Annotated in this window: 22 protein-coding genes; 10 read left to right on the plus strand and 12 right to left on the minus strand. The window is 73.4% G+C overall.

The annotated features are described in order from the left end of the window. Positions 1 to 40 precede the first annotated feature (40 nt). The 3 genes from AB0424_RS06425 to AB0424_RS06435 form a co-directional block, all read right to left on the minus strand. Positions 41 to 616 carry a TerD family protein gene (locus tag AB0424_RS06425; protein WP_026058190.1) on the minus strand — a complete coding sequence of 192 codons (576 nt, stop codon included), beginning with the start codon at positions 614 to 616 and terminating at the stop codon, positions 41 to 43. A 138-nt stretch (positions 617 to 754) separates the two neighbouring features. Then, complete coding sequence (locus tag AB0424_RS06430) at positions 755 to 1213, minus strand: peroxiredoxin (RefSeq protein ID WP_366302617.1); 459 nt, start codon at positions 1211 to 1213, stop codon at positions 755 to 757. A 119-nt stretch (positions 1214 to 1332) separates the two neighbouring features. Beyond that, positions 1333 to 1755, minus strand: a complete 423-nt coding sequence (locus AB0424_RS06435; protein WP_366302618.1) for a DUF3052 domain-containing protein — start codon at positions 1753 to 1755, stop codon at positions 1333 to 1335. Between the two features lie 431 nt (positions 1756 to 2186). Between AB0424_RS06435 and aceE the strand changes: the two genes are divergently transcribed. Together aceE and AB0424_RS06445 are read left to right on the plus strand one after the other, a co-directional pair. Next, positions 2187 to 4919: a pyruvate dehydrogenase (acetyl-transferring), homodimeric type gene (gene aceE / locus AB0424_RS06440; RefSeq protein ID WP_366302619.1), complete on the plus strand. Its 2733-nt coding sequence runs from the start codon at positions 2187 to 2189 to the stop codon at positions 4917 to 4919. 72 nt (positions 4920 to 4991) lie between these two features. Then, the gene (locus AB0424_RS06445) at positions 4992 to 5771 is read left to right on the plus strand and encodes a potassium channel family protein (RefSeq protein WP_366302620.1); all 780 of its coding nucleotides are present in this window, start codon (positions 4992 to 4994) and stop codon (positions 5769 to 5771) included. On the opposite strand, the gene AB0424_RS06450 is transcribed toward AB0424_RS06445, so the two are convergent. Further along, a complete protein-coding gene (locus AB0424_RS06450; protein ID WP_366302621.1) occupies positions 5752 to 6189 on the minus strand; it encodes a peptidase inhibitor family I36 protein in 438 nt (145 codons plus the stop codon). The genes AB0424_RS06445 and AB0424_RS06450 overlap by 20 nt on opposite strands. Before the next feature lie 127 nt (positions 6190 to 6316). Continuing rightward, positions 6317 to 7939 carry an MFS transporter gene (locus AB0424_RS06455; protein WP_366302622.1) on the minus strand — a complete coding sequence of 541 codons (1623 nt, stop codon included), beginning with the start codon at positions 7937 to 7939 and terminating at the stop codon, positions 6317 to 6319. Positions 7940 to 8056: 117 nt separating this feature from the next. On the opposite strand from AB0424_RS06455, the gene AB0424_RS06460 reads away from it, so the two are divergent. The 7 genes from AB0424_RS06460 to AB0424_RS06490 all read left to right on the plus strand — a co-directional run bounded on the left by AB0424_RS06460 (position 8057) and on the right by AB0424_RS06490 (position 15660). After that, positions 8057 to 8716: a TetR family transcriptional regulator gene (locus AB0424_RS06460; protein WP_366302623.1), complete on the plus strand. Its 660-nt coding sequence runs from the start codon at positions 8057 to 8059 to the stop codon at positions 8714 to 8716. A 25-nt stretch (positions 8717 to 8741) separates the two neighbouring features. Next, complete coding sequence (locus AB0424_RS06465; RefSeq protein ID WP_366302624.1) at positions 8742 to 9956, plus strand: alpha/beta hydrolase; 1215 nt, start codon at positions 8742 to 8744, stop codon at positions 9954 to 9956. A 74-nt stretch (positions 9957 to 10030) separates the two neighbouring features. Then, on the plus strand, positions 10031 to 11029 hold the full coding sequence (locus AB0424_RS06470; RefSeq protein WP_366302625.1) for a DUF4429 domain-containing protein: 999 nt from the start codon (positions 10031 to 10033) through the stop codon (positions 11027 to 11029). Between the two features lie 52 nt (positions 11030 to 11081). Beyond that, positions 11082 to 12587, plus strand: coding sequence for a sensor histidine kinase (locus tag AB0424_RS06475; protein ID WP_366302626.1), 1506 nt, complete (start codon positions 11082 to 11084; stop codon positions 12585 to 12587). Further along, the gene (locus AB0424_RS06480; RefSeq protein WP_366302627.1) at positions 12584 to 13270 is read left to right on the plus strand and encodes a response regulator transcription factor; all 687 of its coding nucleotides are present in this window, start codon (positions 12584 to 12586) and stop codon (positions 13268 to 13270) included. Before AB0424_RS06475 ends, AB0424_RS06480 begins: the two co-directional genes overlap by 4 nt. A 195-nt stretch (positions 13271 to 13465) precedes the next feature. After that, entirely contained in the window at positions 13466 to 14446 is a 981-nt protein-coding gene (locus AB0424_RS06485; protein ID WP_366302628.1) for an alpha/beta hydrolase, read from the plus strand. Next, positions 14443 to 15660 carry an acyltransferase gene (locus tag AB0424_RS06490; protein ID WP_366302629.1) on the plus strand — a complete coding sequence of 406 codons (1218 nt, stop codon included), beginning with the start codon at positions 14443 to 14445 and terminating at the stop codon, positions 15658 to 15660. The genes AB0424_RS06485 and AB0424_RS06490 overlap by 4 nt, the downstream gene beginning before the upstream one ends. Before the next feature lie 56 nt (positions 15661 to 15716). Here the strand turns inward: AB0424_RS06490 and AB0424_RS06495 are convergent, their stop codons facing one another. Together AB0424_RS06495 and AB0424_RS06500 are read right to left on the minus strand one after the other, a co-directional pair. Next, a complete protein-coding gene (locus AB0424_RS06495) occupies positions 15717 to 16739 on the minus strand; it encodes an aldo/keto reductase (RefSeq protein ID WP_366302630.1) in 1023 nt (340 codons plus the stop codon). Beyond that, the gene (locus tag AB0424_RS06500) at positions 16736 to 17155 is read right to left on the minus strand and encodes a MerR family transcriptional regulator (RefSeq protein ID WP_366302631.1); all 420 of its coding nucleotides are present in this window, start codon (positions 17153 to 17155) and stop codon (positions 16736 to 16738) included. The genes AB0424_RS06495 and AB0424_RS06500 overlap by 4 nt, the downstream gene beginning before the upstream one ends. 51 nt (positions 17156 to 17206) lie before the next feature. On the opposite strand from AB0424_RS06500, the gene AB0424_RS06505 reads away from it, so the two are divergent. Then, positions 17207 to 18037: a serine hydrolase domain-containing protein gene (locus tag AB0424_RS06505; protein WP_366302632.1), complete on the plus strand. Its 831-nt coding sequence runs from the start codon at positions 17207 to 17209 to the stop codon at positions 18035 to 18037. A gap of 96 nt (positions 18038 to 18133) precedes the next feature. Here AB0424_RS06505 and AB0424_RS06510 read toward each other — a convergent pair whose 3' ends face one another. The 5 genes from AB0424_RS06510 to AB0424_RS06530 form a co-directional block, all read right to left on the minus strand. Further along, positions 18134 to 18721, minus strand: a complete 588-nt coding sequence (locus tag AB0424_RS06510; RefSeq protein WP_366302633.1) for a hypothetical protein — start codon at positions 18719 to 18721, stop codon at positions 18134 to 18136. After that, positions 18718 to 20130 carry a HAMP domain-containing sensor histidine kinase gene (locus tag AB0424_RS06515; protein ID WP_366302687.1) on the minus strand — a complete coding sequence of 471 codons (1413 nt, stop codon included), beginning with the start codon at positions 20128 to 20130 and terminating at the stop codon, positions 18718 to 18720. The genes AB0424_RS06510 and AB0424_RS06515 overlap by 4 nt, the downstream gene beginning before the upstream one ends. Positions 20131 to 20276: 146 nt before the next feature. Next, entirely contained in the window at positions 20277 to 20960 is a 684-nt protein-coding gene (locus tag AB0424_RS06520) for a response regulator transcription factor (RefSeq protein ID WP_366302634.1), read from the minus strand. A gap of 389 nt (positions 20961 to 21349) precedes the next feature. After that, entirely contained in the window at positions 21350 to 22960 is a 1611-nt protein-coding gene (murJ, locus tag AB0424_RS06525; RefSeq protein ID WP_366302635.1) for a murein biosynthesis integral membrane protein MurJ, read from the minus strand. Beyond that, on the minus strand, positions 22957 to 24144 hold the full coding sequence (locus AB0424_RS06530) for a peptidoglycan bridge formation glycyltransferase FemA/FemB family protein (protein WP_366302636.1): 1188 nt from the start codon (positions 24142 to 24144) through the stop codon (positions 22957 to 22959). Before AB0424_RS06530 ends, murJ begins: the two co-directional genes overlap by 4 nt. Positions 24145 to 24320 lie beyond the last annotated feature (176 nt).

Here is a 24320-nt window from a genome sequence, read left to right on the forward strand (position 1 = left end):
GCACGGAAGGTGCGGCGCCGGACGGTTCGAACGATTCGGCTCAGACGTTGACGCCGAAGTCCTGCGCGATGCCGCGCAGGCCGGAGGCGTAGCCCTGGCCGACGGCGCGGAACTTCCACTCGGCGCCGTGGCGGTACAGCTCGCCAAAGACCATGGCGGTCTCGGTCGAGGCGTCCTCGGAGAGGTCGTACCGCGCGATCTCGGCGCCGCCGGCCTGGTTCACGACGCGGATGAACGCGTTGCGCACCTGGCCGAAGGACTGCTGGCGGTTCTCGGCGTCGTAGATCGACACCGGGAAGACGATCTTGGCGACGTCGGCCGGCACGGTGGCCAGGCTGACCTTGACCTGCTCGTCGTCGCCCTCGCCCTCGCCGGTGAGGTTGTCACCGGTGTGCTCGACCGAGCCGTCGGCGCTCTTCAGGTTGTTGAAGAAGACGAAGTCCTGGTCGTTGCGGACCTTGCCCTCCTCGCTCACCAGGATGGCGCTGGCGTCGAGGTCGAAGTCCGTACCGGTGGTGGTGCGGACGTCCCAGCCCAGACCGACGGTCACGGCGGTGAGGCCAGGGGCCTCCTTGGTCAGCGAGACGTTGCCGCCCTTGCTGAGGCTGACTCCCACGAGTCCCTCCATACGTTTTCAGGGGCAGCGCCCCAGTCGTGCGTTGGCATCGGATCAACGACTGGATCCTAGTGACGGGTTCCCGGTCGAAACAGTCGATTCGCCCGGTGATTCCGAGGGTGTCGGCCCCGGAACGCCTCAGATGGCGTCGAGGGCCTTCACGTAGTCGCCGAGGTCACGGGCGTCGGAGAGGGCGTTGACGACCGTCCAGCGGACGACGCCCTCCTTGTCGATGACGAAGGTGCCGCGCACCGCGCAGCCCTTCTCCTCGTCGAAGACGCCGTACGCGCGGGAGACCTCGCCGTGCTTCCAGAAGTCGGAGAGCAGCGGGAATTCCAGGTCCTCCTGGTCGGCGAAGACGCGCAGGGTGTGGATCGAGTCGTTGGAGACGGCGAGGAGCTGGGTGTCGTCGTCGGCGAACGTCGGGAGGTTGTCGCGCAGCTCGCGCAGCTCGCCGGTGCAGACACCGGTGAACGCGAACGGATAGAAGACCAGCACCACGTTCTTCTCGCCGCGGAAGTCGGTGAGCCGCACGGTGCGACCGTGGTTGTCCTTCAGCTCGAATTCCGGGGCCTTGGTGCCGACCTCGATCGCCATCGCGTACGCATCCCTTTCGACGGAACCCAGACCTTGGGCCGAATCGGTGAGCCCAGCCTACGGCCTGTGCACGAAAGCCCCCGACGGCGGACCGGCGGGGGCTTCTCGCAGCGTGGTGATCAGCGCTTGGGGGCGGTCAGGCGGGTGCCCGTCCAGTCCTTGGCGACGCTGATGCTCTTGGTCTGGGAGAGACCAGCAGTCTGCGCGGCATCGTTGATGTCGGACGGCTCGATGTAGCCGTCGCGGCCGGTCTTCGGCGTCAGCAGCCAGATGGTGCCGCCGTCCTCCAGAAGACCGATGGAGTCCACCAGGGCGTCGGTGAGGTCGCCGTCCTCGTCACGGAACCAGAGCACGACGGCGTCGGCGACGTCGTCGTAGTCCTCGTCCACGAGGTCGGCCCCGATGATGGACTCGATGCCTTCACGGAGATCCTGGTCGACGTCGTCGTCGTAGCCGATCTCCTGGACCACCTGTCCGGGCTCGAACCCCAGCCTGCCGGCCGGGTTGGTCCGCTCCTCCGCGTGGTCCGCGGTCGCGCTCACGGCTTGCCTCCTGCTCATTCGGAAAATGCTGTGGGCCACGCGTGGGCGCGTGGCGCTGGCCGTAGTCCACACGTGCCGGGGCTGATCGCGCAAGTACCAGGCCGCGGAGACCGCCGAAACGGTGACGTTTGGGGCCGTCTCGCCCCAACTTTCGGCAGGCTCGTACCCTCCTTCGTGATCAGGCACACATGCTTCGTCCCGGTTTACGGACTTCTGCGGTTTCAGTGTGCCGAACGCGCGGACGAAACGCATGCGCGACTTGGGCGTAAGGTTGCGATTTGACCGCACCCGAACACGTTGCCGGACAGGTGGGCGACACCCCCGGGGGGTTACCCCTCGGTAAATGTGACGTCTGGCGTCGGCGGGGTACACGATGGACATCCCGACCACTCCGTGGCCCCGTGGGCTCCACCGAACAGCGAAGGAAGAGCGTGGCTCCCGGATCCGATCGCAACCCGATCATCATTGGCGGCCTTCCCAGCCAGGTCCCGGATTTCGACCCGGAAGAGACCCAGGAATGGCTCGACTCCCTGGACGCGGCCGTCGACGAGCGGGGCCGTGAGCGCGCCCGCTACCTCATGCTCCGTCTGATCGAGCGGGCCCGCGAGAAGCGCGTGGCCGTGCCCGAGATGCGCAGCACGGACTACGTCAACACCATCGCCACCAAGGACGAGCCCTTCTTCCCCGGCAACGAGGAGATCGAGCGCAGGGTCCTCAACGCCACCCGGTGGAACGCGGCCGTGATGGTCTCGCGCGCCCAGCGACCCGGCATCGGCGTCGGCGGCCACATCGCGACCTTCGCCTCCTCCGCCTCGCTCTACGACGTGGGCTTCAACCACTTCTTCCGCGGCAAGGACGAGGGCGACGGCGGCGACCAGATCTTCTTCCAGGGGCACGCCTCCCCCGGCATCTACGCCCGCGCCTACCTCCTGGACCGGCTGGACGACGCCCAGCTCGACGGCTTCCGCCAGGAGAAGTCGAAGGCGCCGAACGGCCTTTCGTCCTACCCGCACCCGCGGCTGATGCCGGACTTCTGGGAGTTCCCGACCGTGTCGATGGGCCTCGGCCCGCTCGGCGCGATCTACCAGGCGCGGATGAACCGGTACATGGAGGCGCGCGGCATCGCCGACACCTCCAGGTCCCACGTCTGGGCGTTCCTCGGCGACGGCGAGATGGACGAGGTCGAGTCGCTCGGCCAGCTCTCCATCGCCGCCCGCGAGGGCCTGGACAACCTCACCTTCGTCGTCAACTGCAACCTCCAGCGGCTCGACGGCCCGGTCCGCGGCAACGGCAAGATCATCCAGGAGCTGGAGTCGATCTTCCGGGGCAACGGCTGGAACGTCATCAAGCTGATCTGGGACCGCTCCTGGGACCCGCTGCTGGCGCAGGACCGCGACGGCATCCTGGTCAACCGGCTGAACACCACCCCGGACGGCCAGTTCCAGACGTACGCCACGGAGACCGGCGGGTACATCCGGGACCACTTCTTCGGCGACGACCACCGGCTGCGGGCGATGGTCGAGGGCATGACGGACCAGCAGGTCCTGCACCTGGGCCGCGGCGGTCACGACCACAAGAAGATCTACGCGGCCTACGCGGCGGCAAAGGCCCACGCGGGCCAGCCGACCGTGATCCTCGCCCAGACCGTCAAGGGCTGGACGCTGGGCCCGAACTTCGAGGGCCGCAACGCGACCCACCAGATGAAGAAGCTGACGGTCGACGACCTCAAGCGCTTCCGCGACCGGCTGCACATCCCGGTGACGGACCGGCAGCTGGAGGACGGCCTGCCGCCGTACTACCACCCGGGCCGGAACTCCGAGGAGATCCAGTACATGCACGACCGCCGCAAGGCGCTCGGCGGGTACGTGCCGACCCGTGTCGTGCGGGCGAAGCCGCTGGCCCTCCCGGACGACTCGACGTACGCCGCGGCCAGGAAGGGCTCGGGTCAGCAGTCGATCGCCACCACCATGGCGTTCGTCCGCATCCTCAAGGACCTCATGCGGGACAAGGAGATCGGCAAGCGCTTCGTGCTGATCGCCCCCGACGAGTACCGCACGTTCGGCATGGACGCGTTCTTCCCGAGCGCCAAGATCTACAACCCGCTCGGCCAGCAGTACGAGGCGGTGGACCGCGAACTCCTCCTCGCCTACAAGGAGTCGCCGACCGGCCAGATGCTGCACGACGGCATCTCGGAGGCCGGCTGCACGGCCTCGCTGATCGCCGCCGGCTCGGCGTACGCCACGCACGGCGAACCGCTCATCCCGGTGTACGTCTTCTACTCGATGTTCGGCTTCCAGCGGACCGGCGACCAGTTCTGGCAGATGGCCGACCAGCTGGCGCGCGGCTTCGTGCTCGGCGCCACCGCAGGCCGCACCACGCTGACCGGCGAGGGCCTCCAGCACGCGGACGGCCACTCGCACCTGATCGCGTCGACCAACCCGTCCTGCATCGCGTACGACCCGGCGTTCGGCTTCGAGATCGCGCACATCGTCAAGGACGGTCTGCGGCGGATGTACGGCCCCGCCGCCGAGGACGTCTTCTACTACCTGACCGTCTACAACGAGCCGATCCAGCACCCGGCCGAGCCCGCGGACGTGGACGTGGAGGGCATCCTCCAGGGCATCCACCGCTTCAGGCCGGCCGAGGCCGGTGCCGTCCCGGCGCAGATCATGGCCTCGGGCGTCGCCGTGCCGTGGGCGGTCGAGGCGCAGCGGATCCTCGCCGAGGAGTGGAACGTGCGGGCCGACGTCTGGTCCGCCACCTCCTGGACCGAGCTGCGCCGCGAGGCCGTGGCCGTCGAGGAGCACAACCTGCTCCACCCGGACGAGGAGCAGCGCGTCCCGTACGTGACGCGCAAGCTCCAGGGCGCCGAGGGCCCGTTCGTGGCGGTCTCCGACTGGATGCGCGCGGTGCCGGACCAGATCTCCCGCTGGGTGCCGGGCCGGTACACCTCGCTGGGCGCGGACGGCTTCGGCTTCGCGGACACGCGGGGCGCGGCCCGTCGCTACTTCCACATCGACGCCCAGTCGATCGTGCTGGCGGTGCTGACCGAGCTGGCCCGGGACGGCCGGATCGACCGGTCGGCCCTGAAGCAGGCGGTGGACCGCTACCAGCTGCTCGACGTGGCGGCCGCCGACCCGGGCGCCGCGGGCGGCGACGCCTGAGCCCTGGGCACATCACGCCTGGTGAGGGGCGGTGGGACCGGATGGTCCCGCCGCCCTTCGGCGTTCTCTACGATGCCCGGCATGAGGGATCGCTGGGAAGAGCGCACGCAGGTGCCGCTGCTGGTGCTGGCCGTCGCGTTCGGCATCGCGTACGCCGTGCCGATCGTCGCGCCCGGCGCCGATCCGTGGGTGCACCGGCTGTGCACCCACGTGGAGTGGGCGGTGTGGGCCGCCTTCGCCCTGGACTACCTGGTCCGTCTCGCGCTCGCCCCGGCCCGCTGGGCGTTCGTCCGCTCCCATCCCGTCGACCTGCTCGCGGTCCTGCTGCCGATGGTGCAGCCTCTGCGGCTGCTGCGGGTCGTCTCCACGCTCCTCCTCGTGGGCCGGCGGGCCCGGATGGCTCCGCAGATAACGCTCACCACCTATGTGGCGGGCGCGGTGGTCGGGCTGATGATGTTCGGCTCGCTGGCCGTGCTGCACGTCGAGCGGGACGCCCCGAACGGCAACATCAAGACGCTCGGGGACGCGGTGTGGTGGTCGTTCACCACGATGACGACGGTCGGCTACGGCGACCACGCGCCGACGACGGGCCTCGGCCGGGTCCTCGCGGTGGGGCTGATGCTCTCCGGCATCGCCCTGCTCGGTGTCGTCACGGCCAACATCGCGGCCTGGTTCATCGCCCGCTTCGACCGGGACGACGCCGTGGAGCGCCGGCAGACGGAGCTCCTGGAGGCGCTGACCCTGGAGGTCCGCGAGCTGCGGGCGGAGGTGGCCCGGCTCTCCGCCCCGGTGCGGGCGCCCGCACCGGAGGGGGCGCAGGAGCTCCCCGCGCCTATCGCTCCCAGATCTTGAACGCCCGGACCTCGTACGGCGTCTGCGGCACCCAGGTCCCGCGGCCGGGATAGGTCTCGAACTCCCCCGCCTCCGCGCACTCGGCGGACTGGTACGTGGTGACGGGCCGCCCGGTGCGGTTGGCCAGCGACTGGGCCGAGGTCCCGGCCGGCAGCGCGACACAGCTGTCGAGGTCGGTGGTGGCCAGTTCGTGCGTCTGCGCCCTGCCCCTGAAGTCGGGCTTGGACCACAGGCAGAGGCGTCCGGGTCCGCACGCCCCGAGCACGGTCCCCGTGGCAGCGACGGCCACCGGGGCGGCGCGCCCCGGTGGGCCGGCCGGGGCCGCCTGGGCCGGGCGGGCGCCCGGAGCCGTCAGGAGGGTGGTGGTCAGGGCCGCGGTCAGGACGGCCGCCGCGGTGAGGACGGTCTTCGTATACATACTGAGGAACCCCCGTTTCGTCACTCTCTGTAATCACGATCATGACGGAGCTCCCCCGGCGACGGAAGAGGGGCCGCCCCCGTTCACGCGAACGGGTGACGGCCCCCTACGGGAACCCTGACGGGCGTCAGATGTGACCGCCCATGCCGCCCGCCTCCGCGTTCTCGCCGCGCTTGGTGAGCGTGGCGACGAGGGCGGCGACGACGGCGACGACGCCCGCGACGGTGAAGGCCAGGCCCATGCCGTCGAGGAAGGTGTCGTGGATGACTCCGGAGATCTTGTCGAAGAGGTCGGGGGTCATCCCCGGCGCCTTCGCCATCTCCGCCGGGGCCATGCCGAACTCGGCGGCCTGCTCCAGCCGCGGGTCGGCCGGGACCGGGATGCCGGCCTCCTTCCAGTTCTCCGCGAACGCGCCGGAGACCTTGGAGGACATGACGGCGCCGAGCACCGCCGTGCCGAGCGCGCCGCCGACCTGCATCGCGGCCTGCTGCAGGCCGCCCGCGACGCCGGAGAGCTCCAGCGGCGCGTTGCCGACGATGACCTCGGTGGCGCCGACCATGACGGGCGCGAGGCCCAGGCCGAGGAGGGCGAACCAGAGGGACATGACGAAGGTGCCGGTGCCGGCCGAGAGCGTGATCATGCCGAACATCGCGATCGCCGTGCAGACCATGCCGCCGACCAGCGGCACACGGGGGCCGAACTTGGTGATGAGCGCGCCGGCCAGGGGCGAGGAGACGATCATCATCGCGGTCAGCGGCAGCAGGTGCAGGCCGCTGTCGACGGGGCTGAGCCCCTTGACGCCCTGGAGGTAGAACGTCACGAAGAACAGGCCGCCCATGAAGGCGAAGGCCATCAGGACCATCAGCACCACACCGGCCGACAGCGGCACGGAGCGGAACATGCCGAGCGGGACCAGCGGCTCCTTGACCTTGGTCTCCCAGAAGGCGAAGACGGCGAAGAGCAGCAGCGCGCCGATCAGGCAGCCCCAGGTCTTCCCGCTGGTCCAGCCCCAGGACTCGCCGGCCTTGATGAGGCTCCAGACGAGGGAGGCCATGGCGCCGGAGAGGAGCAGGATGCCGAGGACGTCGAAGGAGCGCGGGGCGTTCTCGGCGCGGTGGTCCTTGAGGATGAGCAGGCCGAGGACGAGGGCCACGACGCCCACGGGCACGTTGACGAAGAAGACGGACTGCCAGCTGACGTGCTCGACGAGCAGGCCGCCGACGATCGGGCCGCCGGCCGTGGAGGCGCCGATGACCATGCCCCAGATGCCGATGGCCATGTTCAGCTTCTCGGCCGGGAAGGTGGCGCGGAGCAGGCCGAGCGCGGCCGGCATCAGCAGGGCGCCGAAGAGGCCCTGCAGGACGCGGAAGGCGATCACGGCGCCGATGGAGTCGGACAGGCCGATCGCGCCGGAGGCGGCGGCGAAGCCGGCGATGCCGATGAGGAAGGTCTGGCGGTGGCCGAAGCGGTCGCCGAGCTTGCCGGCGGTGATCAGGGCGACGGCGAGGGCGAGCAGGTAGCCGTTGGTGATCCACTGGACCTGGGCGAGCGAGGCGCCGAGGTCGGTCTTGATGGCGGGGTTGGCGATGGCGACGATGGTGCCGTCGAGGGCCACCATCATGACGCCGACGGCGACGCCGAACAGGGTCAGCCACGGGTGGCCGCGCAGTCCCTTCGCCGGGCCCTGGTCGGGTTCCCGGACGTCCCCCCGACCCTGCGGGGTCTTTTCCACTGTGGTCTGACTAGTCATGCGGACGAGGTTAGTGACAGTCGCTGACAATTGACAAAGCGGTTCACGCGTCGGTAACTGTCACGTAGCTCACAGGTACCCTGAGCCGGACTATTCGGCGGAAACGAGGACCCTGACGTGACCGTGCCCGGCCTGCGCGAGCGGAAGAAGCAGCGCACGCGCGACGCGCTGACCCGGGTGGCCCTGGAGCTGTTCACCACCCAGGGGTACGAGGCCACCACCGTCGACGAGATCGTCGACGCCGTCGAGGTCTCCCAGCGCACCTTCTTCCGCTACTTCTCCTCGAAGGAGGAGGTGGCCTTCGCCCTCCAGCAGATGGTGGAGGAGCGTTTCGTCCGCACCCTCGGGGAGCGGCCGCGGGACGAGGGCCCGCTCGACGCGCTGCGCAACGCCGTCCTCGCCTCCTGGGACTCCATCGGCGACGCGATCACCGAGGTCGTCCCGGTCGAGCTGTACCTGCGGACCTTCCGGCTGATCGAGTCGACGCCCGCGCTGCTCGCCGTCCACCTGCGCCGCTCCACGGAGATGGAGGAGACGATCGCCGGGATCATCGCCGACCGCGAGGGCGTCGACGTCGACGAGGACCCGCGCCCGCGGATCGCGGTGGCGGCGTTCAGCGGCGTGATGCGGGTCACGGGGCAGATCTGGGGCCGGGGGTCGGACCAGAGCCTGGAAACCATCCGCGCCCTCACCGAGGAGTACCTCGACCACCTCGGGCCGGCGCTCGCCCCGCGCTGGCGTGACCGGGACGACAAGGGGCGCGGCTCGGCCCCGTGACCCGCGCCCCGTAGGGTGGCGCCCCGTGACCTCAGCCGACGCCTCGCCCACCCTCACCGTCACGCGCGCCCTGCTCGCGCTCGTGGTGGTGTTCGTGCTCCTCGCGACGACCGGGTGGACCACGATCAAGCACCGGCCCGTCCCCGGGCCGTCCCGCGGAGCGGCGCTCGCCGCCTGGGCGCGCGACCGGATCGACCACCGCCCGCTGCCCGACCCCGGGGCCACGCCGGCCCGGGCGGTCGCCGCGTTCTTCGCCGGGCTGGGCACCGCGCGCGGGGTCCGGCTCGCGGAGCGGCATCCGCTGGTCGTCGGCAACCTCAACGGCGCCCCGGTCGGTCTGCGCTACCGCGCCAACCGGATCACCCTCGGCCGGGCGCTCGCCGCCGAGCGGGACCGGGTCGGCGACACCCGGCTGTCCGCCGAGGGCCGGCACGAGGCGCGCCGCCGGCTCGACCGCTTCGCCTCGCTGATGCGGCCGGACCGCCAGATCCTCTCCTTCGACCCGACCGGTACGGGGCGGACGGCCGAGGTCCTCGGGGACCTGGAGCGGGCCGGGAACGTCTCGGTGATCGTGCCCGGCGTCGACACCAACCTCCTCACGTTCCAGAAGACCCACGGCCGGTTCGGGGCTCCCGCGGGGATGGCCCAGGCCCTGTTCGCCGCCGAGCGCCGGGCCTCGCCGCGCGCCCGGGTCGCCGTCATCGCCTGGGCCGACTACACCGCGCCCGTCGGGGTCGGCGTGGACGCGGCGATCGGCCGGCTGGCCGAGCAGGGCGCGGTCCGGCTCGTGGAGCTGACCGAGGCGCTGCCGGGCGACGCGCGCGTGGCGCTCTTCTGCCACAGCTACGGCTCCGTGCTCTGCGGGGTCGCGGCGCCCCGGCTGCCCGCCCGGGTGACGGACCTGGCGGTGGCGGGGAGTCCCGGCATGCGGGTGGACCACGCGACCGAACTCGCCACCCACGCGCGCGTGTGGGCGATGCGGGACACCGACGACTGGATCGCGGGCGTGCCGCACCTGGAGGTGGGCGGGGTCGGGCACGGTGCCGACCCGGTGGCGCCGGAGTTCGGCGCGCGGCTGCTGTCCGCGGACGGGGCGCTGGGCCACAGCGGCTATTTCGAGCCGGGCACGGAGAGCCTCGGGAACTTCGCCGCGATAGGGGTCGGGGCCTTCCCGAGGCTGGTCTGCGCACGTGCCGACAGCGCCTGCCACGACGGAATATCCGGCGCGGAAGTGTCCTGACGCGCGTAGATCACGCGATTTCCGGACCTTTCGCAGGGGCGACGCAGCGGCACGCGCCGCATACGATGAGGCGTATGGGTGATGTGCTGGCCGGAATTCATGCCACCTGGGAGCTCGAGAGCGACGCCCTCCTCATCCGTTTCGAACGGGGGATCCGCACGCCGAGACTGTTCCAGGCGCTGCGCGAAAGACGAGTACCGCACGAGGCGTTGGCGTCCGTGACGCTCGCGCCCGGCAAGCGGGGCACCGTCGTGCTGCACGCCGTGCCGCGGCCGGGCGCCGATCCGCTGATGGAGGCGGCCGCCGGGCAGCTCAAGGACGCCAGCGATCCGTACCGGCTCGTGCTGCCGGCGGACCGCGAGACGCTCGCCGTGCTCTACCGGGACGAACTGCTGGCCCGTCTCCCGCCGGACGCGGCGGAGCCCGTCCGGGTGCCGGACGGCGTGGACCGTCCGGAGGGCGGGAGCCGGGGCGACGGGACGGACGCCGGGGCCGCGGGGGCCCTGGCGTACGCGGACCGCCTCCTGACGGCTCCGGCGCCCGTCGACCGCTTCCTGGTGGCGCCGCCGCAGGGGCCGCAGTCCTTCAAGACGTACGACGGGAAGGCGAGCTTCGACGGGACGTCGGAGGTGTCGTTCCGCTGGTCCTGGACGGGGGCGTCCACCGAGAAGTGGAAGGCGGGCGACCAGACGTTCTCCGTGCGGGACCTCTGCGGCGTCGAGTGGCGCTCGCCCGAGGGCCTCGACGGGTACCTGCGCCTGGTGCCCCGGGACGGCGGCCCGCGCGCCGCGCAGCCCGACCAGGACCCGGCGTCCGTCGTCCTCGGCCTCGGCTACGGCCCGGTGCACGTGTCCCTGCCGTTCGCGGCGGCGGTCCTCGCCGCGATCCGGGACCGCGGCGCCGACCGCGCGCCGGTCCCGGCCGCCGCCCCGGCCGGACTGCGGGACCTGACGGACCGCGACCCCGGTGCGGTCGCCGAGAGGATCCGGCACCTGGGCGAGCTGCACCAGGCGGGGCTCGTGACGGACGCGGAGTTCTCGGCGAAGAAGGCGGAGCTCCTCGCGGAGCTCTGAGCGGTCGCCCCGGCGTCATACCCGGGTATCAGGCCCGACCCCGGTCCCCGGTATGACGTCGGGGGCCGGGGTCGCTGCCTACCCTGGGCGGGTCATGGCTACCGAACAGCGGCCCGAGCCGCCCTCCTCACGCCCCCACGCCCCCGAGCGGCCCGGTGGCCGCGGACCGCGTCTCCGGCGGCTCGGCGCCCGGACGAGCGAGGTGTTCCAGGGGCTCGGGGCGGCGCTCACCACCCCGTCCGCGCCGGGGACCCCGCTCCTCGCCGACGCGTCCGCGCGGTGGGTGCGGCTGCTGCCGTACGCGGTCGCCCTCGCGTTCGTCTCCGCCCTGCTGCCCTCCACGGTCGTCCTGCTCATCGGGGACTACGGCGTCAACGGCGCCCTCGCCGGGGCCGTCGGCACCGCGCAGACCCTGCCGCTGCTGCTCGCCGTGGCCCGGCCCCTCCAGGCGTGGTGGATCGTCTTCACCGCCGACGTGCTCGGCGCGCTGGTGCTGCTCGGCGCGGACGGCACGCGCGCGGAGTACTGGCCGTGGCCCCCGCCGCTCCTCGTCGGCTACTGCGCGCTGATGGTCGCGCTCGGCCTGCGGGAGTCCCGCCGGGCGCTGTTCGGCGTGTGGCTCGCCACCGGGGTCGCCGGGTACGTCCTGGAGGCGTTCCGGCCGGCGGGGTACACCAGCGTCCACACCCTGCTGCTCGTCCTGAGCGGGGTGCTGCTGCTCCTCACCTCGGCGGTCCGCGCACGGGGCGACGTACAGCGCCGGCTCGCGGAGCAGGAGACGATCAGCGAGGCCGAACGGGCCCGGCGCACGCTCCTGGAGGAGCGGGCCAGGATCGCGCGCGAGCTGCACGACGTGGTGGCCCACCACATGTCCGTGATCACCGTGCAGGCCGAGTCGGCGCCGTACCGCGTCCCCGGGCTCCCGGACGCGGCCCGCGAGGAGTTCACCTCGATCGCGGCGAGCGCGCGCGAGTCGCTGACCGAGATGCGGCGGCTGCTGTCGGTGCTGCGCAGCGACGGCGGCGAGGGCGAACGGGCCCCGCAGCCGGGCCTCGACCGGCTGCAGCAGCTGGTCGAGGCGACGGTGCGGGCCGGGGTGCCGGCCGAGCTGCGGCTCGCCGCCGACGTCGGGGAGGTGCCCCAGGCGGTCGGCCTGTCGGCGTACCGGATCGTGCAGGAGGCGCTCGCCAACGTGGTCCGGCACGCGCCGGGCGCGTCGACCCGGGTGTCGGTCCGGGCGGACGACGGCCGGCTGACGGTCCTCGTCGTCAACGGGCCCGCGACGGAGGCGCGTTCCCCGGTGGAGCACGGCGCGGCCGGCACCGGGCACGGGCTCGTCGGCATGCGGGAGCGCGTACGGTTGACCGGCGGCACGCTCGACACCGGGCCGCTGCCGGACGGCGGCTTCCGGGTGGCCGCCCGGCTGCCCCTGGCGCCGGACCCGGTACCGTCCGCCACCCCGGCGCCGGCGACCGGCCGGGCCGGCGCCGCGGGCCCGGACACCGAGGGGCCGGCCGGCGGGCCGGTGCCCGCCACGACCAGCGAGGACCCCGAGTGACCATCCGCGTGATCATCGTCGACGACCAGGCCATGGTGCGGGCGGGTTTCGCCGCCCTGCTCGCCGCCCAGCCCGACATCGACGTCGTCGGCGAGGCCCCCGACGGGCGCCGGGGCGTGGAGGTGGCCCGCTCGGCCCACCCGGACGTGGTCCTGATGGACGTGCGGATGCCGGAGCTGGACGGGCTCGCGGCGGCCCGGGAGATCCTGCAGCCGCCGGCCGGGGTGGTGCACCGGCCGAAGGTGCTGATGCTGACGACCTTCGACGTCGACGACTACGTGTACGAGGCGCTGCGCGCCGGCGCGTCCGGCTTCCTCCTGAAGGACGCGCCGCCCGCGGACCTCATCGCGGCGGTCCGGGTGGTGGCGGCCGGCGAGGCGCTCCTCGCGCCCTCCGTGACCCGTCGCCTCATCGCCGACTTCGCCGCGTCCCGGCCCGCCCCGCGCCGGGACACCACCGCGCTGCGGCTGAACGGTCTCACCCCCCGCGAGACGGAGGTCCTGGAGCTGATCGCCCGGGGCCTGTCCAACCAGGAGATCGCCGACCACCTGGTCCTCGCGGAGCAGACGGTGAAGACCCACATCGGGCGGGTCCTCGCCAAGCTGGACCTGCGCGACCGGGCGCAGGCGGTGGTCTTCGCCTACGAGTCGGGCCTGGTCACGCCGGGGGACGCCGGCCGCTGACCCCGGGGCGGCGCCCGCCGCTCCGTACGCGCCCCGGGGGAAAACCCCACCCCCGCAGGGGGGTCCGCCGCTCGTCCACCCCCTACCCCGGTATCAGCCGGGAGTTGGCCCTCCGGTGTGACGTGCCGTCACCCCTCGTCTTCCTACCTTCCTCTCGCCGACGAACGAGCGAGTACCGGAGAGGGAGGGCGACCCATGGGCCGCTTTGCGAGGACCCTGACGACCGTGGCCCTGGTGGCCACCGCGATCGCGGGCACGGCGGGCTGGGCGTCCGGCGACGCCCAGGAGGCGGTGACCGGGGCGCCGGCCGGGGCGGGGGCGTGGCGGGCCGCCGGGCTGCCGGACCCGGAGCGGATGAGCCCTGCCGAGGTGGCGCGGTACTTCGCGGGCCTGAGCCCCGTGCGACAGCGGGAGCTGGCCCGCGCCCATCCGACGGTGGTCGGGAATCTGGACGGGGCGCCCCTGGAGCTGCGGTACACGGCCAACGGGCCGGTCGGGCAGGGGGAGTCCGGCGGGGCACGGGTGCTCGCCCGTGATCCGCGCGGCCGGGGCCAGGTGGCCCTGGTGTACGGGGACCTGGCGCGGGCCGACCACGTGGCCGTGATCGTGCCCGGGTCCGACGTCGACGCCGGACACGTCCGGCCGCTCGCCGACATGGCGACCGCCCTGCGCCGGGAGACCGGCGGCCGGACGGCGGTCGTCGCCTGGGTCGGGTACACGACCCCGGTCGGCGTCGGCCTCGACGCGGCCACCGGCCGGCTCGCCGAGGCGGGGGCGGACCGGCTGACCCGGTTCGTCGACGGTCTGGCGGCCGTCGGAGCCGCCGAGCCCTCGGTGTTCTGCCACAGCTACGGCTCCGTCGTCTGCGGTCTCGCCGCGCACGGCCTCAAGGCCCGGGACCTCGTGGTGTTCGGCTCCCCCGGGATGCGCGCCGAGAACGTCGCCGGGCTCGGCACCGCCGCCCGCGTCTGGGCGGCGAAGGACCCCACCGACTGGATCGACCGGATCCCGAACGTCGAGGTCGCCGGGTTGGGCCACGGCACCGACCCCACCGACCCGGCCTTCGGTGCCCGCCGGATCCCGGCCGACGACGCCGTCGGCCACGGCGGCTACTTCGCGCCCGGCACCGGCTCCCTGCGCGCCTTCGCCGCGATCGCCGAGGGGGACGTCCGATGAGCTCCCTCGCCACCCTGGCCCGCAGGACCGCCGCGACGATCGAGTCCGGCACGCCCGCCCACCGCGACCGGGCGATCGACGGGCTCCGCGCCCTCGCGCTGCTCGCCGTGCCGACCGGGCACTGGCTGCTCGGCGGCTTCACGCTCTCCTCCGACGGGGCGATCCACAACGCGAGCCCGCTCGGCGCCTTCGCCGGGCTCGCCCCGGTCAGCTGGGTCCTCCAGATGCTGGGGATCTTCTTCCTCGTCGGCGGCCACGCCTCCGTCCTCTCCTACCGGCGCCGCAAGGGCTCCACGGGCGAGTGGCTCAAGGGGCGGCTCGCCCGGCTCGGCCGGCCGGTGCTCGGCGTCACCGCCGTGTGGGCGGCGCTGCTGCCGCTGCTCCACTTCGGCGCCGGGGTGCCGGTGGACACCCTGCGGACGGCGTCGACGCTGGTGGTCCAGCCGCTGTGGTTCGTCGGCGTGTACACGGTGGTCACCGCCCTCACCCCGTACTGCGTCCGGGCCGCCCGCCGCCTCGGCGTGTGGGCCGCCGCGCCGCTGCTCGGCACGGTCGCCGTCGTGGACTTCCTGCGGTACGGGCCGTACGCCGACGCCGTGCCGTCCTGGCTGAGCCTGCTGAACATCCTGCCCGGCTGGCTCTTCGCCTACCAGCTCGGCGTGGCGTGGGGCGAGGGCCGGGTCACCCGGCGCCACGCCCGGTGGCTGCTGGTCGGCGGGGCCGCGCTCTTCGCCGCCCTGCTGCTCCTCTTCGGCTACCCCTCGTCGATGGTCGGCGTGCCGGGCGAGGCCCGCACCAACTCGCACCCGCCGTCGCTGCTGGTGCTCGCCCTCGCCGCCGCCCAGAGCGGCGCGGCGGTCCTGCTCCGCGACCGGCTCGGCCGGCTCCTGCGGCGCCCCGCGCTCTGGGCGCCCGTCGTGATCGTCAACCTGTCGGCGATGACGATCCTGTGCTGGCACCAGACGGCGATGCTCACCGCCGCGGTCCCCGCCTCGTACCTCGGGGAGGTCCCCGGTCTCGTCGGCGCGCCGGACTCGGTCGGCTGGATCGTCGCCCGGCTGGCGTGGATGCCGGTCTTCGCCGGCCTCCTCGTCCTGATCGGCCGGTTCGCGCGGGGCTTCGAGTCGCCGTGGGCGAAGACCGGCCCGGCCCGCCGCACCGCGGCGGGGCTGCTCGCGGCGGGCTTCGCGGTCTTCGCGCTGGGTCTGGCGTGAGCGGGCGGCCGGGAGCCGCCGCCCGCCCCCGGACCCGCGGGGGCAGCCGGCGCGGCTCAGACCTCCCGGTCGACCGAGGTGGACCGCATGTCCGGGTAGCGGTCGCCCGCGACCAGGCCGGCGATCGGCTCCAGCTCGGCCAGTTCGGCGGCGGTGAGGGTGATGCGGGTGGCCGCGGCGTTCTCCTGGAGCCGGGAGCGCTTGCGGGTGCCGGGGATGGGCACGACCGTGAGGCCGTGGACGGCGGCCCGCTGCTGGACCCAGGCGAGCGCGATCTGCGCCGGCGTCGCCCCGTGCGCGGCGGCGATCTTGCGGACCGGGTCGAGCAGCGCCGCGTTCCGCTCGGCGTTCTCGCCGGTGAACCGGGGCTGGTACTGACGGAAGTCGCCACCCGAGAGGTCCTTGGCCGCGTCCGCGAACGCGCCGGTGAGGAACCCGCGGCCGAGCGGCGAGTACGGCACGAAGGTCACGCCCAGCTCGGCGGCGGCGCCGACGGCGCTGCGCTCCACGTCACGGGAGAAGAGCGACCACTCCGACTGGAGGGCGGCGATCGGGTGCACCGCGTGGGCCTCGCGCAGTTCGGGCCCGGTGACCTCGCTGAGACCGAGGTGGCGGACCTTGCCCTCCCGGACGAGCTCGGCCATCGCGCCGACGGACTCGGCGAAGGGGATCTCCGGGTCGCGGCGGTGCATGTAGTAGAGGTCGATGGTCTCCACCCCGAGCCGCCGGAGGCTGTCCTCGGCGGCCTTGCGGATGTACGCGGGGTCGTTGCGGACGGCCCGGTAGGCGGGGTCGTCGGCGCGCCGCTCTATGGCGAACTTCGTGGCGAGGGTGACCTCGTCGCGGTGGGCGGCGAGGAAGGGCGCGAGGAACTCCTCGTTGGCGCCGCTGCCGTAGATGTCGGCGGTGTCGATGAGGGTGACGCCGGTCTCCAGCGCCGCGTCGAGCGTGTCGCGGGCCGCGGCCTCGTCGGTGTCTCCGTAGAACTCGCTGATGCCCATGGCGCCGAAGCCCTGGACGCCGATCTCGGGCCCGTCCTGGCCGAGACGTACGGTGTCGATCCTGTTCACGCTGGTCATGACGTGGTGCCTCCGCATGCAGTGCTGCCGTAGTGGCCGATCTTGACGTCGAGCACGGCGAGCGTTTCCTGGAGTTCGCCGATCCGGGCGAGGACGTCGCGCCGGGTGGTCTCCAGCAGCTCGCGCCGCGCGTCACGGGTGTGGTCGCCCTCGCGGACGAGCTCCGCGTACCGGACCATGTCGGCGACCGGCATGCCGGTCAGCCGCAGCTTGCCGACGAAGGCGAGCCATCCGAGGTCCCGCTCGGTGAAGCGCCGCTGGCCCGTGTGCGAACGGTCGACGTGCGGCATCAGACCGATCCGCTCGTACCAGCGCAGGGTGTGCGCCGACAGCCCGGTCAGGGCGGCGACCTCGCTGATGGTGTAGTGCGCCCGGGTGCCTTCCGGACGCGTGGCCGTGCTCGCGATCGCGCTCATACCCCCACGCTAAAACGTTGGAGTGCACTCGAAGCAAGTAGGCTCGGCCCCATGCAGAGCAGCGTGCCGAGCCTGGCGTCGATCGAGAACTGGCCCGTCCCCACCGCGGCCGCCGCCGTCGTCCGCGCGGACGGCACCCTGGCGGGGACGCACGGCCCCACGGACCGGCGCTTCCCGCTCGCCTCCGTCACCAAGCCGCTCGCGGCGTACGCCGTCCTCGTCGCGTACGAGGAGGGGGCGATCGACCTCGACGAGCCGGCCGGGCCCGAGGGCGCGACCGTGCGCCACCTCCTCGCCCACACCTCCGGGCTCGCCTTCGACGAGAACCGCGTCATGGCGGCGCCCGGCACCCGCCGCATCTACTCCAACACCGGTTTCGAGGCGCTCGGCGACCACGTCGCCAAGGCCACCGACATCCCCTTCGCCGAGTACCTGCACCAGGCCGTCCTCGAACCCCTCGGCATGGCCTCGACGACCCTGGAGGGATCGCCCGCCAAGGACGGCGTGTCGACCGTCGACGACCTGGTGCGCTTCGCCGCCGAGGTGCAGGCGCCGCGGCTGCTCGACGCCCGGACCGTCCTGGACGCCATGACCGTCACCTACCCCGGTCTCACCGGCATCCTGCCCGGCTACGGGCACCAGCGGCCGAACGACTGGGGCCTCGGCTTCGAGATCCGCGACGCCAAGACGCCGCACTGGACGGGCGCCACGTCCTCGCCGCGCACGTTCGGCCACTTCGGGCAGTCTGGCACCTTCCTGTGGATCGACCCGGACGCGCGCGCCGCGTGCGTCGCCCTCACCGACCGGCCCTTCGGGCCGTGGGCGGTCGAGGCGTGGCCCCCCTTCACGGACGCCGTCCTGGCGGAGCTGCGCGCGGGCTGAGAGGCGGCGCCGGGCTCACCGGGGGTGTGCGCCGGACTCGCCGGGGGCGGGCGCCGGACTCGCCGGGGGGGCTCCCTCGTCGCGGCCCGCTCCGGGTCAGACCTCGCAGCGAAGGGCGGGAAGCGTGCCGTCCGGGCCGGTCAGGGCCACCTCCAGGAGGCCGGCCGGGTCCTCGGCGAACGCGCTCGTGCACACCAGCTGCTGGACGGCCTCGTCCGACAGCCCCCCGACGGGGAACGGCGAGGTCAGCCGGAGGAGACGGCGCCCGTCGGCGATCCCGGCGGCCTTGTCGACCTCGGTGTGCAGGCCGGCCCCGAAGCGGGGAAGCCCCGTGGTCAGCCCCGCGGCCGTCTCGACACCGCTCGGGCCGTTCAGCAGCATGGCGAGGACCTTGTCCGTCGCGATCGGCCTGTCCGGCCCGGTGTGGACGACCTCGCCGCTGCCGCTCTGGTCCGGCGCCGACCACCCCGGGGAGAACGGACTGCTGAAGTCGCGGACCGAGGGCAGCACCCGGCCGTCCGGCCCCAGGAAGTAGAGCACCACCCGGCCCAGGCCGGGCGCGGGGGCGACCGCGACGGTGGCCGCCCCGCCAGCCTCGACGACGTCGCTCTTGCGGACGCCGCAGGCCGTGAGCGCCACCAGCCCGAGCACCGCCGCCGCGGCGGCCGCCGCCCGGCGGTTCACAGCGGCATCCGCACGGTGAAGACCGCGCCTCCCCCGGGGTGGGCGGCGGCCTCGACGGTGCCGCCGTGCAGCCGCACGTTCTCCTGGGTGATCGCGAGGCCGAGACCGCTGCCCGCCGAGCGGGTACGGGCCTGGTCGGCCTTGTAGAAGCGGTCGAAGACGTGCGGCAGGACGTCCGGGCGGATGCCCGGCCCCCGGTCGGCGACCTCCGTCACGAGCACGTCCCCCTCGGCGTACAGCCTGACCGTGACCGGCGCGGCACCGTGCCGCAGCGCGTTGCCGACCAGGTTGGCGACGACGACGTCGAAGCGGCGGGGGTCGAGGCGGGCCCGGATCCCCTCCTCCAGGTGGGGGACGACCTGCGCCGGATCGGTCCAGTGCCGGTTCTGGAGGGTCTTGCGCACGCAGTCGGCGGCGTCGACCTCGTCCGTGTGGAGCTCGGCGGCCCGCGCGTCGAAGCGGGAGATCTCCATCAGGTCCTCGACCAGCACCGCCAGCTTGCCGGTCTCGGCACTGATCAGACGGACCGCCCGGGCCGTGTCGCTGTCCAGGGAGTCGGCGTCCTCGTCGAGGACCTCGGTCACCGCGAGCATGCCGGCGAGCGGGGTCCGCAGTTCGTGCGAGACGTCCGAGGCGAAGCGGCGGGCGCGCGCCTCGGCCTCCCTGAGCTCGGTGACGGAACGCTCCAGCGCCGCGGCGGACTCGTTGAACGTACGGGCCAGGTCCGAGAGTTCGTCGCTCCCCTTGGCGTGGATACGGGTGTCGAGCCGGCCGCGCCCCATGCTGTGCGCCGCGTGCCTCAGCTCCCGCACCGGGCGGAGCACGCCGCGCGCCGCGATCAGCGCGGGGATCAGGGCCACGGCGAGCGCCGGGAGGGCCCCGTCGCGGGCCGCCGCGACCATGGCCTCGATGTTGGCCTCCTCCTCGTCGAGCTCCATCACCGCGTAGAAGACGAGGCCGGTCGGCTGGGCGGTTCCCGCCGTCGCGTGCGTCCGGAAGACGGCCGGGACCGCGATCGTCAGATACGGCGTGCCGCCCTTCACCACCCGCTGGAAGCTGCCGTGCGGGGTGGCCACCCGGGCCGTCGCGCGCTCCCTCAGTTCGGGGGTGATCACGGAGGAGGTGGGGCGGTCGGCGGACGAGACGCGGATCGTGCCGTACTCGGCGTAGACCCGCCACGGGCGCGGCTTGCCCTGCCGGGCGATGTGCAGGAGCGCGTCCCGCAGGGAGGCGCCCTCCACGGGCAGGGTGACGTTCAGTGCGTCGACCTGCTCGCGGAAGGCGGAGACGGCCGTGTCCTGCGTCTGCTCCAGGATCGCGTTCCGGGCGGCCCGGTACGTCAGCGCCGCCGTGGTCCCGCAGCCGACGGCCGCGACCAGCAGGAACGCCAGGACCAGCCGGGTCCGCAGCCCGAAGGGGTGCGGACGTAGACGGGGGGCGCGGGCCCTGCGGCGGCGGGTGGTGGTGGTCTTCTCGGGGGCCGCGGCCGCCTCGGTCTCCCTCCCCGGCCCCCGCCGGGCGTCCGGCGTCTCGGAGTCCGGGCCCACACACGCCTTCACAGCGGGCCGAAGCGGTAGCCGAAGCCCCGCAGGGTCTGGATGTAGCGCGGTTCGCCCGGAGTGTCCTCGATCTTGTTCCGCAGCCGGCGGACGCAGGCGTCGACCAGCCGGGCGTCACCGTGGTAGCTGTGCTCCCACACGTGCTCCAGCAGCTGCTGACGGCTGAACACCTGCTCCGGCGCGGCCGTCAGATGCAGCAGCAGCTTCATCTCGGACGGCGCCAGGGCGATCCGCTCGCCCGCCTTCGCCACCGTGAGGCCGGACCGGTCGATCGCGAGCTCCCCGTGGAACTCCACCGCCGAACGCCCCGTGCCCGGCTCCTCGATCCGGCGCAGCACCGCCCGGATCCGCGCCTCGATGACCTCCGTACGAGCGGGCTTCACGATGTAGTCGTCCGCGCCCGCCTCCAGCCCGATGACCACGTCGAAGTCGTCCCCGCGCGCGGTCAGCATGATGATCGGCAGCTGGCTGCTCTCCCTGACCCGGCGGCAGACCTGCACCCCGTTCATCCCCGGCAGCATCAGGTCCAGCAGCAGCAGGTCCGGCCGGAACTCCCCCAGCGCCGCGAGACCCGCCTCGCCGGTCGGCGCGGTGCGGACCTCGTGGCCCCGGCGGCGCAGGCCGAGTTCCACGCCCTCGCGGACGGAGGGGTCGTCTTCTATCAGCAGCACGCGGGGCATCCGTGAAGTATCCCAAGCTTGTTCGAACGGACGGGGAGTGGGGCCAGTTCCCCTTCGTTGTGGGCAATCGTTCCGCCGGGCCTGGGCCCACCCCGTTGTGGGCAATCGTTCCGCTGGGCGGAACGGGTGGGCACAACGGAACGGCGCCCCCTGCCGGGCCTAGGCTTCCGCGCCCCGGGCCCGCACCCATAGCGCGTCGCGCGGACGGTGCGGGTCCAGGCACAAAGGGCGGAGGCGCCGCCAAGGGCGCCGTCCCGTGTGCCCACCCGTCCCGCCCCAGCGGGACGATTGCCCACACGGGGGGGTCCGGGCCCGGGCCCGGACCGGGCGTGCCGGTCTGCGGCAGGGCACCGAGGCGCGGGCCCCGCACGGGCTGGGCCGCGCGGACGTCAGTGGCGGCGGAGGCGGGTGGTTGTGGTGGTGAGGAGGGTGTGGAGCTCGGTGAGGTGGAGGGGGCGGGCGAGGAGGGCGAAGGTGGCGAGGAGGGTGAGCGCACCGGCGAGCCCGGAGACGACGGGTCCGGCGACGTCGGCGAGGCCGACGGCGAAGAGCGCGTACCCGGTGGCCGGCACGGCGGCGACGAGGAGCCGTGCCAGCGCGGCGGTGGAGCCGCCGGAGGCCGTGCCCCGCAGCCGCCGCCGCAGGACGTACGCCGTGACGGCCCAGCCGGCCCAGAGGGCGAGGGAGTAGGCGGCGGCCATGCCGGCGACGGCCCACTGGGGCGGGAGGAGGCGGTAGGCGGCGAGGGAGAGCCCGGCGTTGAGGGTGACGATGACGAGGTTGAGGAGGAAGGGGGTGCGGGTGTCGCGCAGGGCGTAGAAGGCCCGGGTGCAGACGTACTGGCCGGAGAGGGCGACGAGTCCGGGGGCGAAGGCCATGAGGATCCAGGCCATGGCGCGGATGTCGTCGGCGCCGGTCGCGCCGTACCGGAAGACGACGGTCATCAGCGGGACGGCGAGGGCGAGGAGCGCGCAGGCAGCGGGGACGATGGCCGCCGCGCTGGTCCGCAGGGCGTACGAGATGTCGCGGCGGACGCCGGCGAGGTCGCCGTCGGCGGCGGCGCCGCTCATCCGGGGCAGCAGTGCGGTGACGAGGGAGACGGTGATGATGCCGTGCGGGACGGTCCACAGGAGGTAGGCGTTGTTGTACGCGGCGAGGCCCGCGCCGCCGTCGGTGCCGAGGCCCGTGGAGGTGGCGAGCAGGGTGGTCACCCAGTAGGCGGCCTGGTTGGTGAGGACGAGGAGCACGAGCCAGCCGGCGGCGCGCAGGGGTGCGGAGAGGCCGCTGCCGCGCCAGTCGAGGCGGGGGCGCCAGCGGAAGCGGGCGGCGCGCAGCGAGGGGACGAGGGCGAGTGCCTGCAGGGCGATGCCGGCGGTGGTGCCCCAGCCGAGGAGCGCGGACTCGCCGGGGGTGAGGGCGCCGTCGCCGCCGACGACGAGGAAGGTGGCGAAGACGGCGACGACCACGACGTTGTTGAGGACGGGGGTCCACATCATGGCGCCGAACCGGCCGCGGGCGTTGAGCACCTGGCCGAGCAGGGTGAAGAGGCCGAGGAAGAGGATCTGCGGCAGGCAGGCGCGGGTGAAGGCGAGGGTCATCTCGCGCTGGGCGCCCGTGTAGTCGGTGTAGACGTCGACGATGAGGGGGGCGGCCAGCACCGCGCCCGCCGTCAGCACGGTGAGGGCGAGCGCGCAGAGGGTGAGGAGGCGGTCGGTGTAGGCGACGCCGCCGTCCTCGTGTTCCTTGGCGGCCTTGACCAGTTCGGGGACGAAGACGGCGTTGAGCGCTCCGCCGAGGAGCAGCATGTAGACGATCGTGGGGATGGAGTTGCCGACCGCGTAGCCGTCGGCGACGTAGCCCGCGCCGAGGGCGGCGGCGACGACGGAGGCGCGGACGAATCCGGTGGCGCGGGAGACGAGCGAGCCGGCGGCCATGAGGGCGCCGCTGCGGAGCGGGGATGCCTTGCGCTCCGCCGGTGCGGCGGTGAGCGTCGCCGTCATCGACGGGTCAGGTAGGCGTGGAAGGCGCGGTAGAGCGCCTGGTTGGTCGTGCCCTGCATCGGAATCTCCCACTCCCCCAGCGTCTCGACGACCTGTCCGCCCGTGCCGAGCTTCCAGCGCAGCAGCCCGTGGGCGCGGTCGTCCGTATCGAGGGTGGAGGGTACCCCGCGCAGGTCGTAGACGGCGGCGCCGACGGCGTGGGCGTCGAGCAGCATGCGCCACTGGAGGGCGTTGGAGGGGCGGACCTCGCGGCGGTGGTCGGCGGAGGCGCCGGTCTGGTACCAGACGCGGCCGCCGACGGTGAGCATGGTGTGGGCGGCGAGTATCTCGCCCTCGTGGCGGGCGAGGTAGAGCTTCATGCGGCCGGGCTGTTCGGCGTTGAGGACGGCGTACTGGCGCTCGTAGTAGGCGAGGGAGCGGCCGAGGCGGAAGCCGTCGCGTTCCTCGGTGATGCGGAGCAGGCGGTAGAACTCGGGGAGGTCGGCGGCGGATCCGAGGGTGATCTCGACGCCGGACTTGCGGGCCTTGCGGACGTTGCGGCGCCATTCCTGGTTGAGGCCGGACCAGAGGTCGTCGGTGGAGCGGCCGGTGAGCGGGACCTGGAAGACGTGGCGGGGCTGGGCGTCGGCGCCGTCCTCGGAGTCGCCGCCGCACTTGCGCCAGCCGCGGGCGCGGAGGCGTTCGGCGACGGCGGTGCCGAGCGGGTCGACCCGGTCGGCGAGGACGTCGGCGAGGCGGCGGCCGGGCCCGGTGGCGGCCTTGACGGTGGCGGCGTTCCAGCGGCGGTAGGCGGGTGCGGGGCCGATGCGCACGGCGAAGGCGCCGGAGGCGCGAAGGTGGCCGAGGAGGGGTCCGAGCCAGCCGTCGAGGTCGGGGTCGGCCCAGTCGGCGACGGGTCCTTCGGGGAGGTAGGCGAAGTACTTGCGGGTGCCGGGGAAGGGGCGGAGCAGGACGAGGGCGACGCCGGCGAGTTCCCCGGACTCGGGTCCCCAGCCGATGAGCTGGTGGCACCAGCCGTCCTTGACCTGGGCCCAGGAGGGGAGTTGGAGGAAGCTGGGGCCGTCCGCCGTGGCGGGCCGGGACGCGAGGAACGCGCGGTACGCCTCGGGGGTCACGGGGCCGAGCCGGACCGGGCCCGCGGCGCGGCGGTCGGTGGGTGCGGCCGTCACGAGCAGCGCTGACACAACGGGAGCCTCCTGTTTCCGCCCCTCGGTCGTGGGGCGCACAGCAGGTTCACAGCCGAATTCGACGGGTGCGCGCGTCGTATGTGACCGGACGGTGACGGTTGTGACCCAGCCCCTGTCACATGGGGCCGCGGGCGCCCCGTGGCCGGCCGCGCCGTTCTAGAGTCCGGACATCC

It is taken from the genome of Streptomyces sp. NPDC051180 (assembly GCF_040689545.1).
Taxonomy (GTDB): domain Bacteria; phylum Actinomycetota; class Actinomycetes; order Streptomycetales; family Streptomycetaceae; genus Streptomyces.

Bases quoted from the DNA above. Each gene is read 5' to 3' on its own strand.
- AB0424_RS06430 (WP_366302617.1), bottom strand. From the start codon at position 1,213: ATGGCGATCGAGGTCGGCACCAAGGCCCCGGAATTCGAGCTGAAGGAC.
- AB0424_RS06505 (WP_366302632.1), top strand. From the start codon at position 17,207: ATGCAGAGCAGCGTGCCGAGCCTGGCGTCGATCGAGAACTGGCCCGTC.
- AB0424_RS06520 (WP_366302634.1), bottom strand. From the start codon at position 20,960: ATGCCCCGCGTGCTGCTGATAGAAGACGACCCCTCCGTCCGCGAGGGC.
- AB0424_RS06445 (WP_366302620.1), top strand. From the start codon at position 4,992: ATGCCCGGCATGAGGGATCGCTGGGAAGAGCGCACGCAGGTGCCGCTG.
- AB0424_RS06450 (WP_366302621.1), bottom strand. From the start codon at position 6,189: ATGTATACGAAGACCGTCCTCACCGCGGCGGCCGTCCTGACCGCGGCC.
- AB0424_RS06500 (WP_366302631.1), bottom strand. From the start codon at position 17,155: ATGAGCGCGATCGCGAGCACGGCCACGCGTCCGGAAGGCACCCGGGCG.
- AB0424_RS06485 (WP_366302628.1), top strand. From the start codon at position 13,466: ATGGGCCGCTTTGCGAGGACCCTGACGACCGTGGCCCTGGTGGCCACC.
- murJ (WP_366302635.1), bottom strand. From the start codon at position 22,960: ATGACGGCGACGCTCACCGCCGCACCGGCGGAGCGCAAGGCATCCCCG.
- AB0424_RS06475 (WP_366302626.1), top strand. From the start codon at position 11,082: ATGACGTCGGGGGCCGGGGTCGCTGCCTACCCTGGGCGGGTCATGGCT.
- AB0424_RS06495 (WP_366302630.1), bottom strand. From the start codon at position 16,739: ATGACCAGCGTGAACAGGATCGACACCGTACGTCTCGGCCAGGACGGG.
- AB0424_RS06470 (WP_366302625.1), top strand. From the start codon at position 10,031: ATGGGTGATGTGCTGGCCGGAATTCATGCCACCTGGGAGCTCGAGAGC.
- AB0424_RS06490 (WP_366302629.1), top strand. From the start codon at position 14,443: ATGAGCTCCCTCGCCACCCTGGCCCGCAGGACCGCCGCGACGATCGAG.
- AB0424_RS06455 (WP_366302622.1), bottom strand. From the start codon at position 7,939: ATGACTAGTCAGACCACAGTGGAAAAGACCCCGCAGGGTCGGGGGGAC.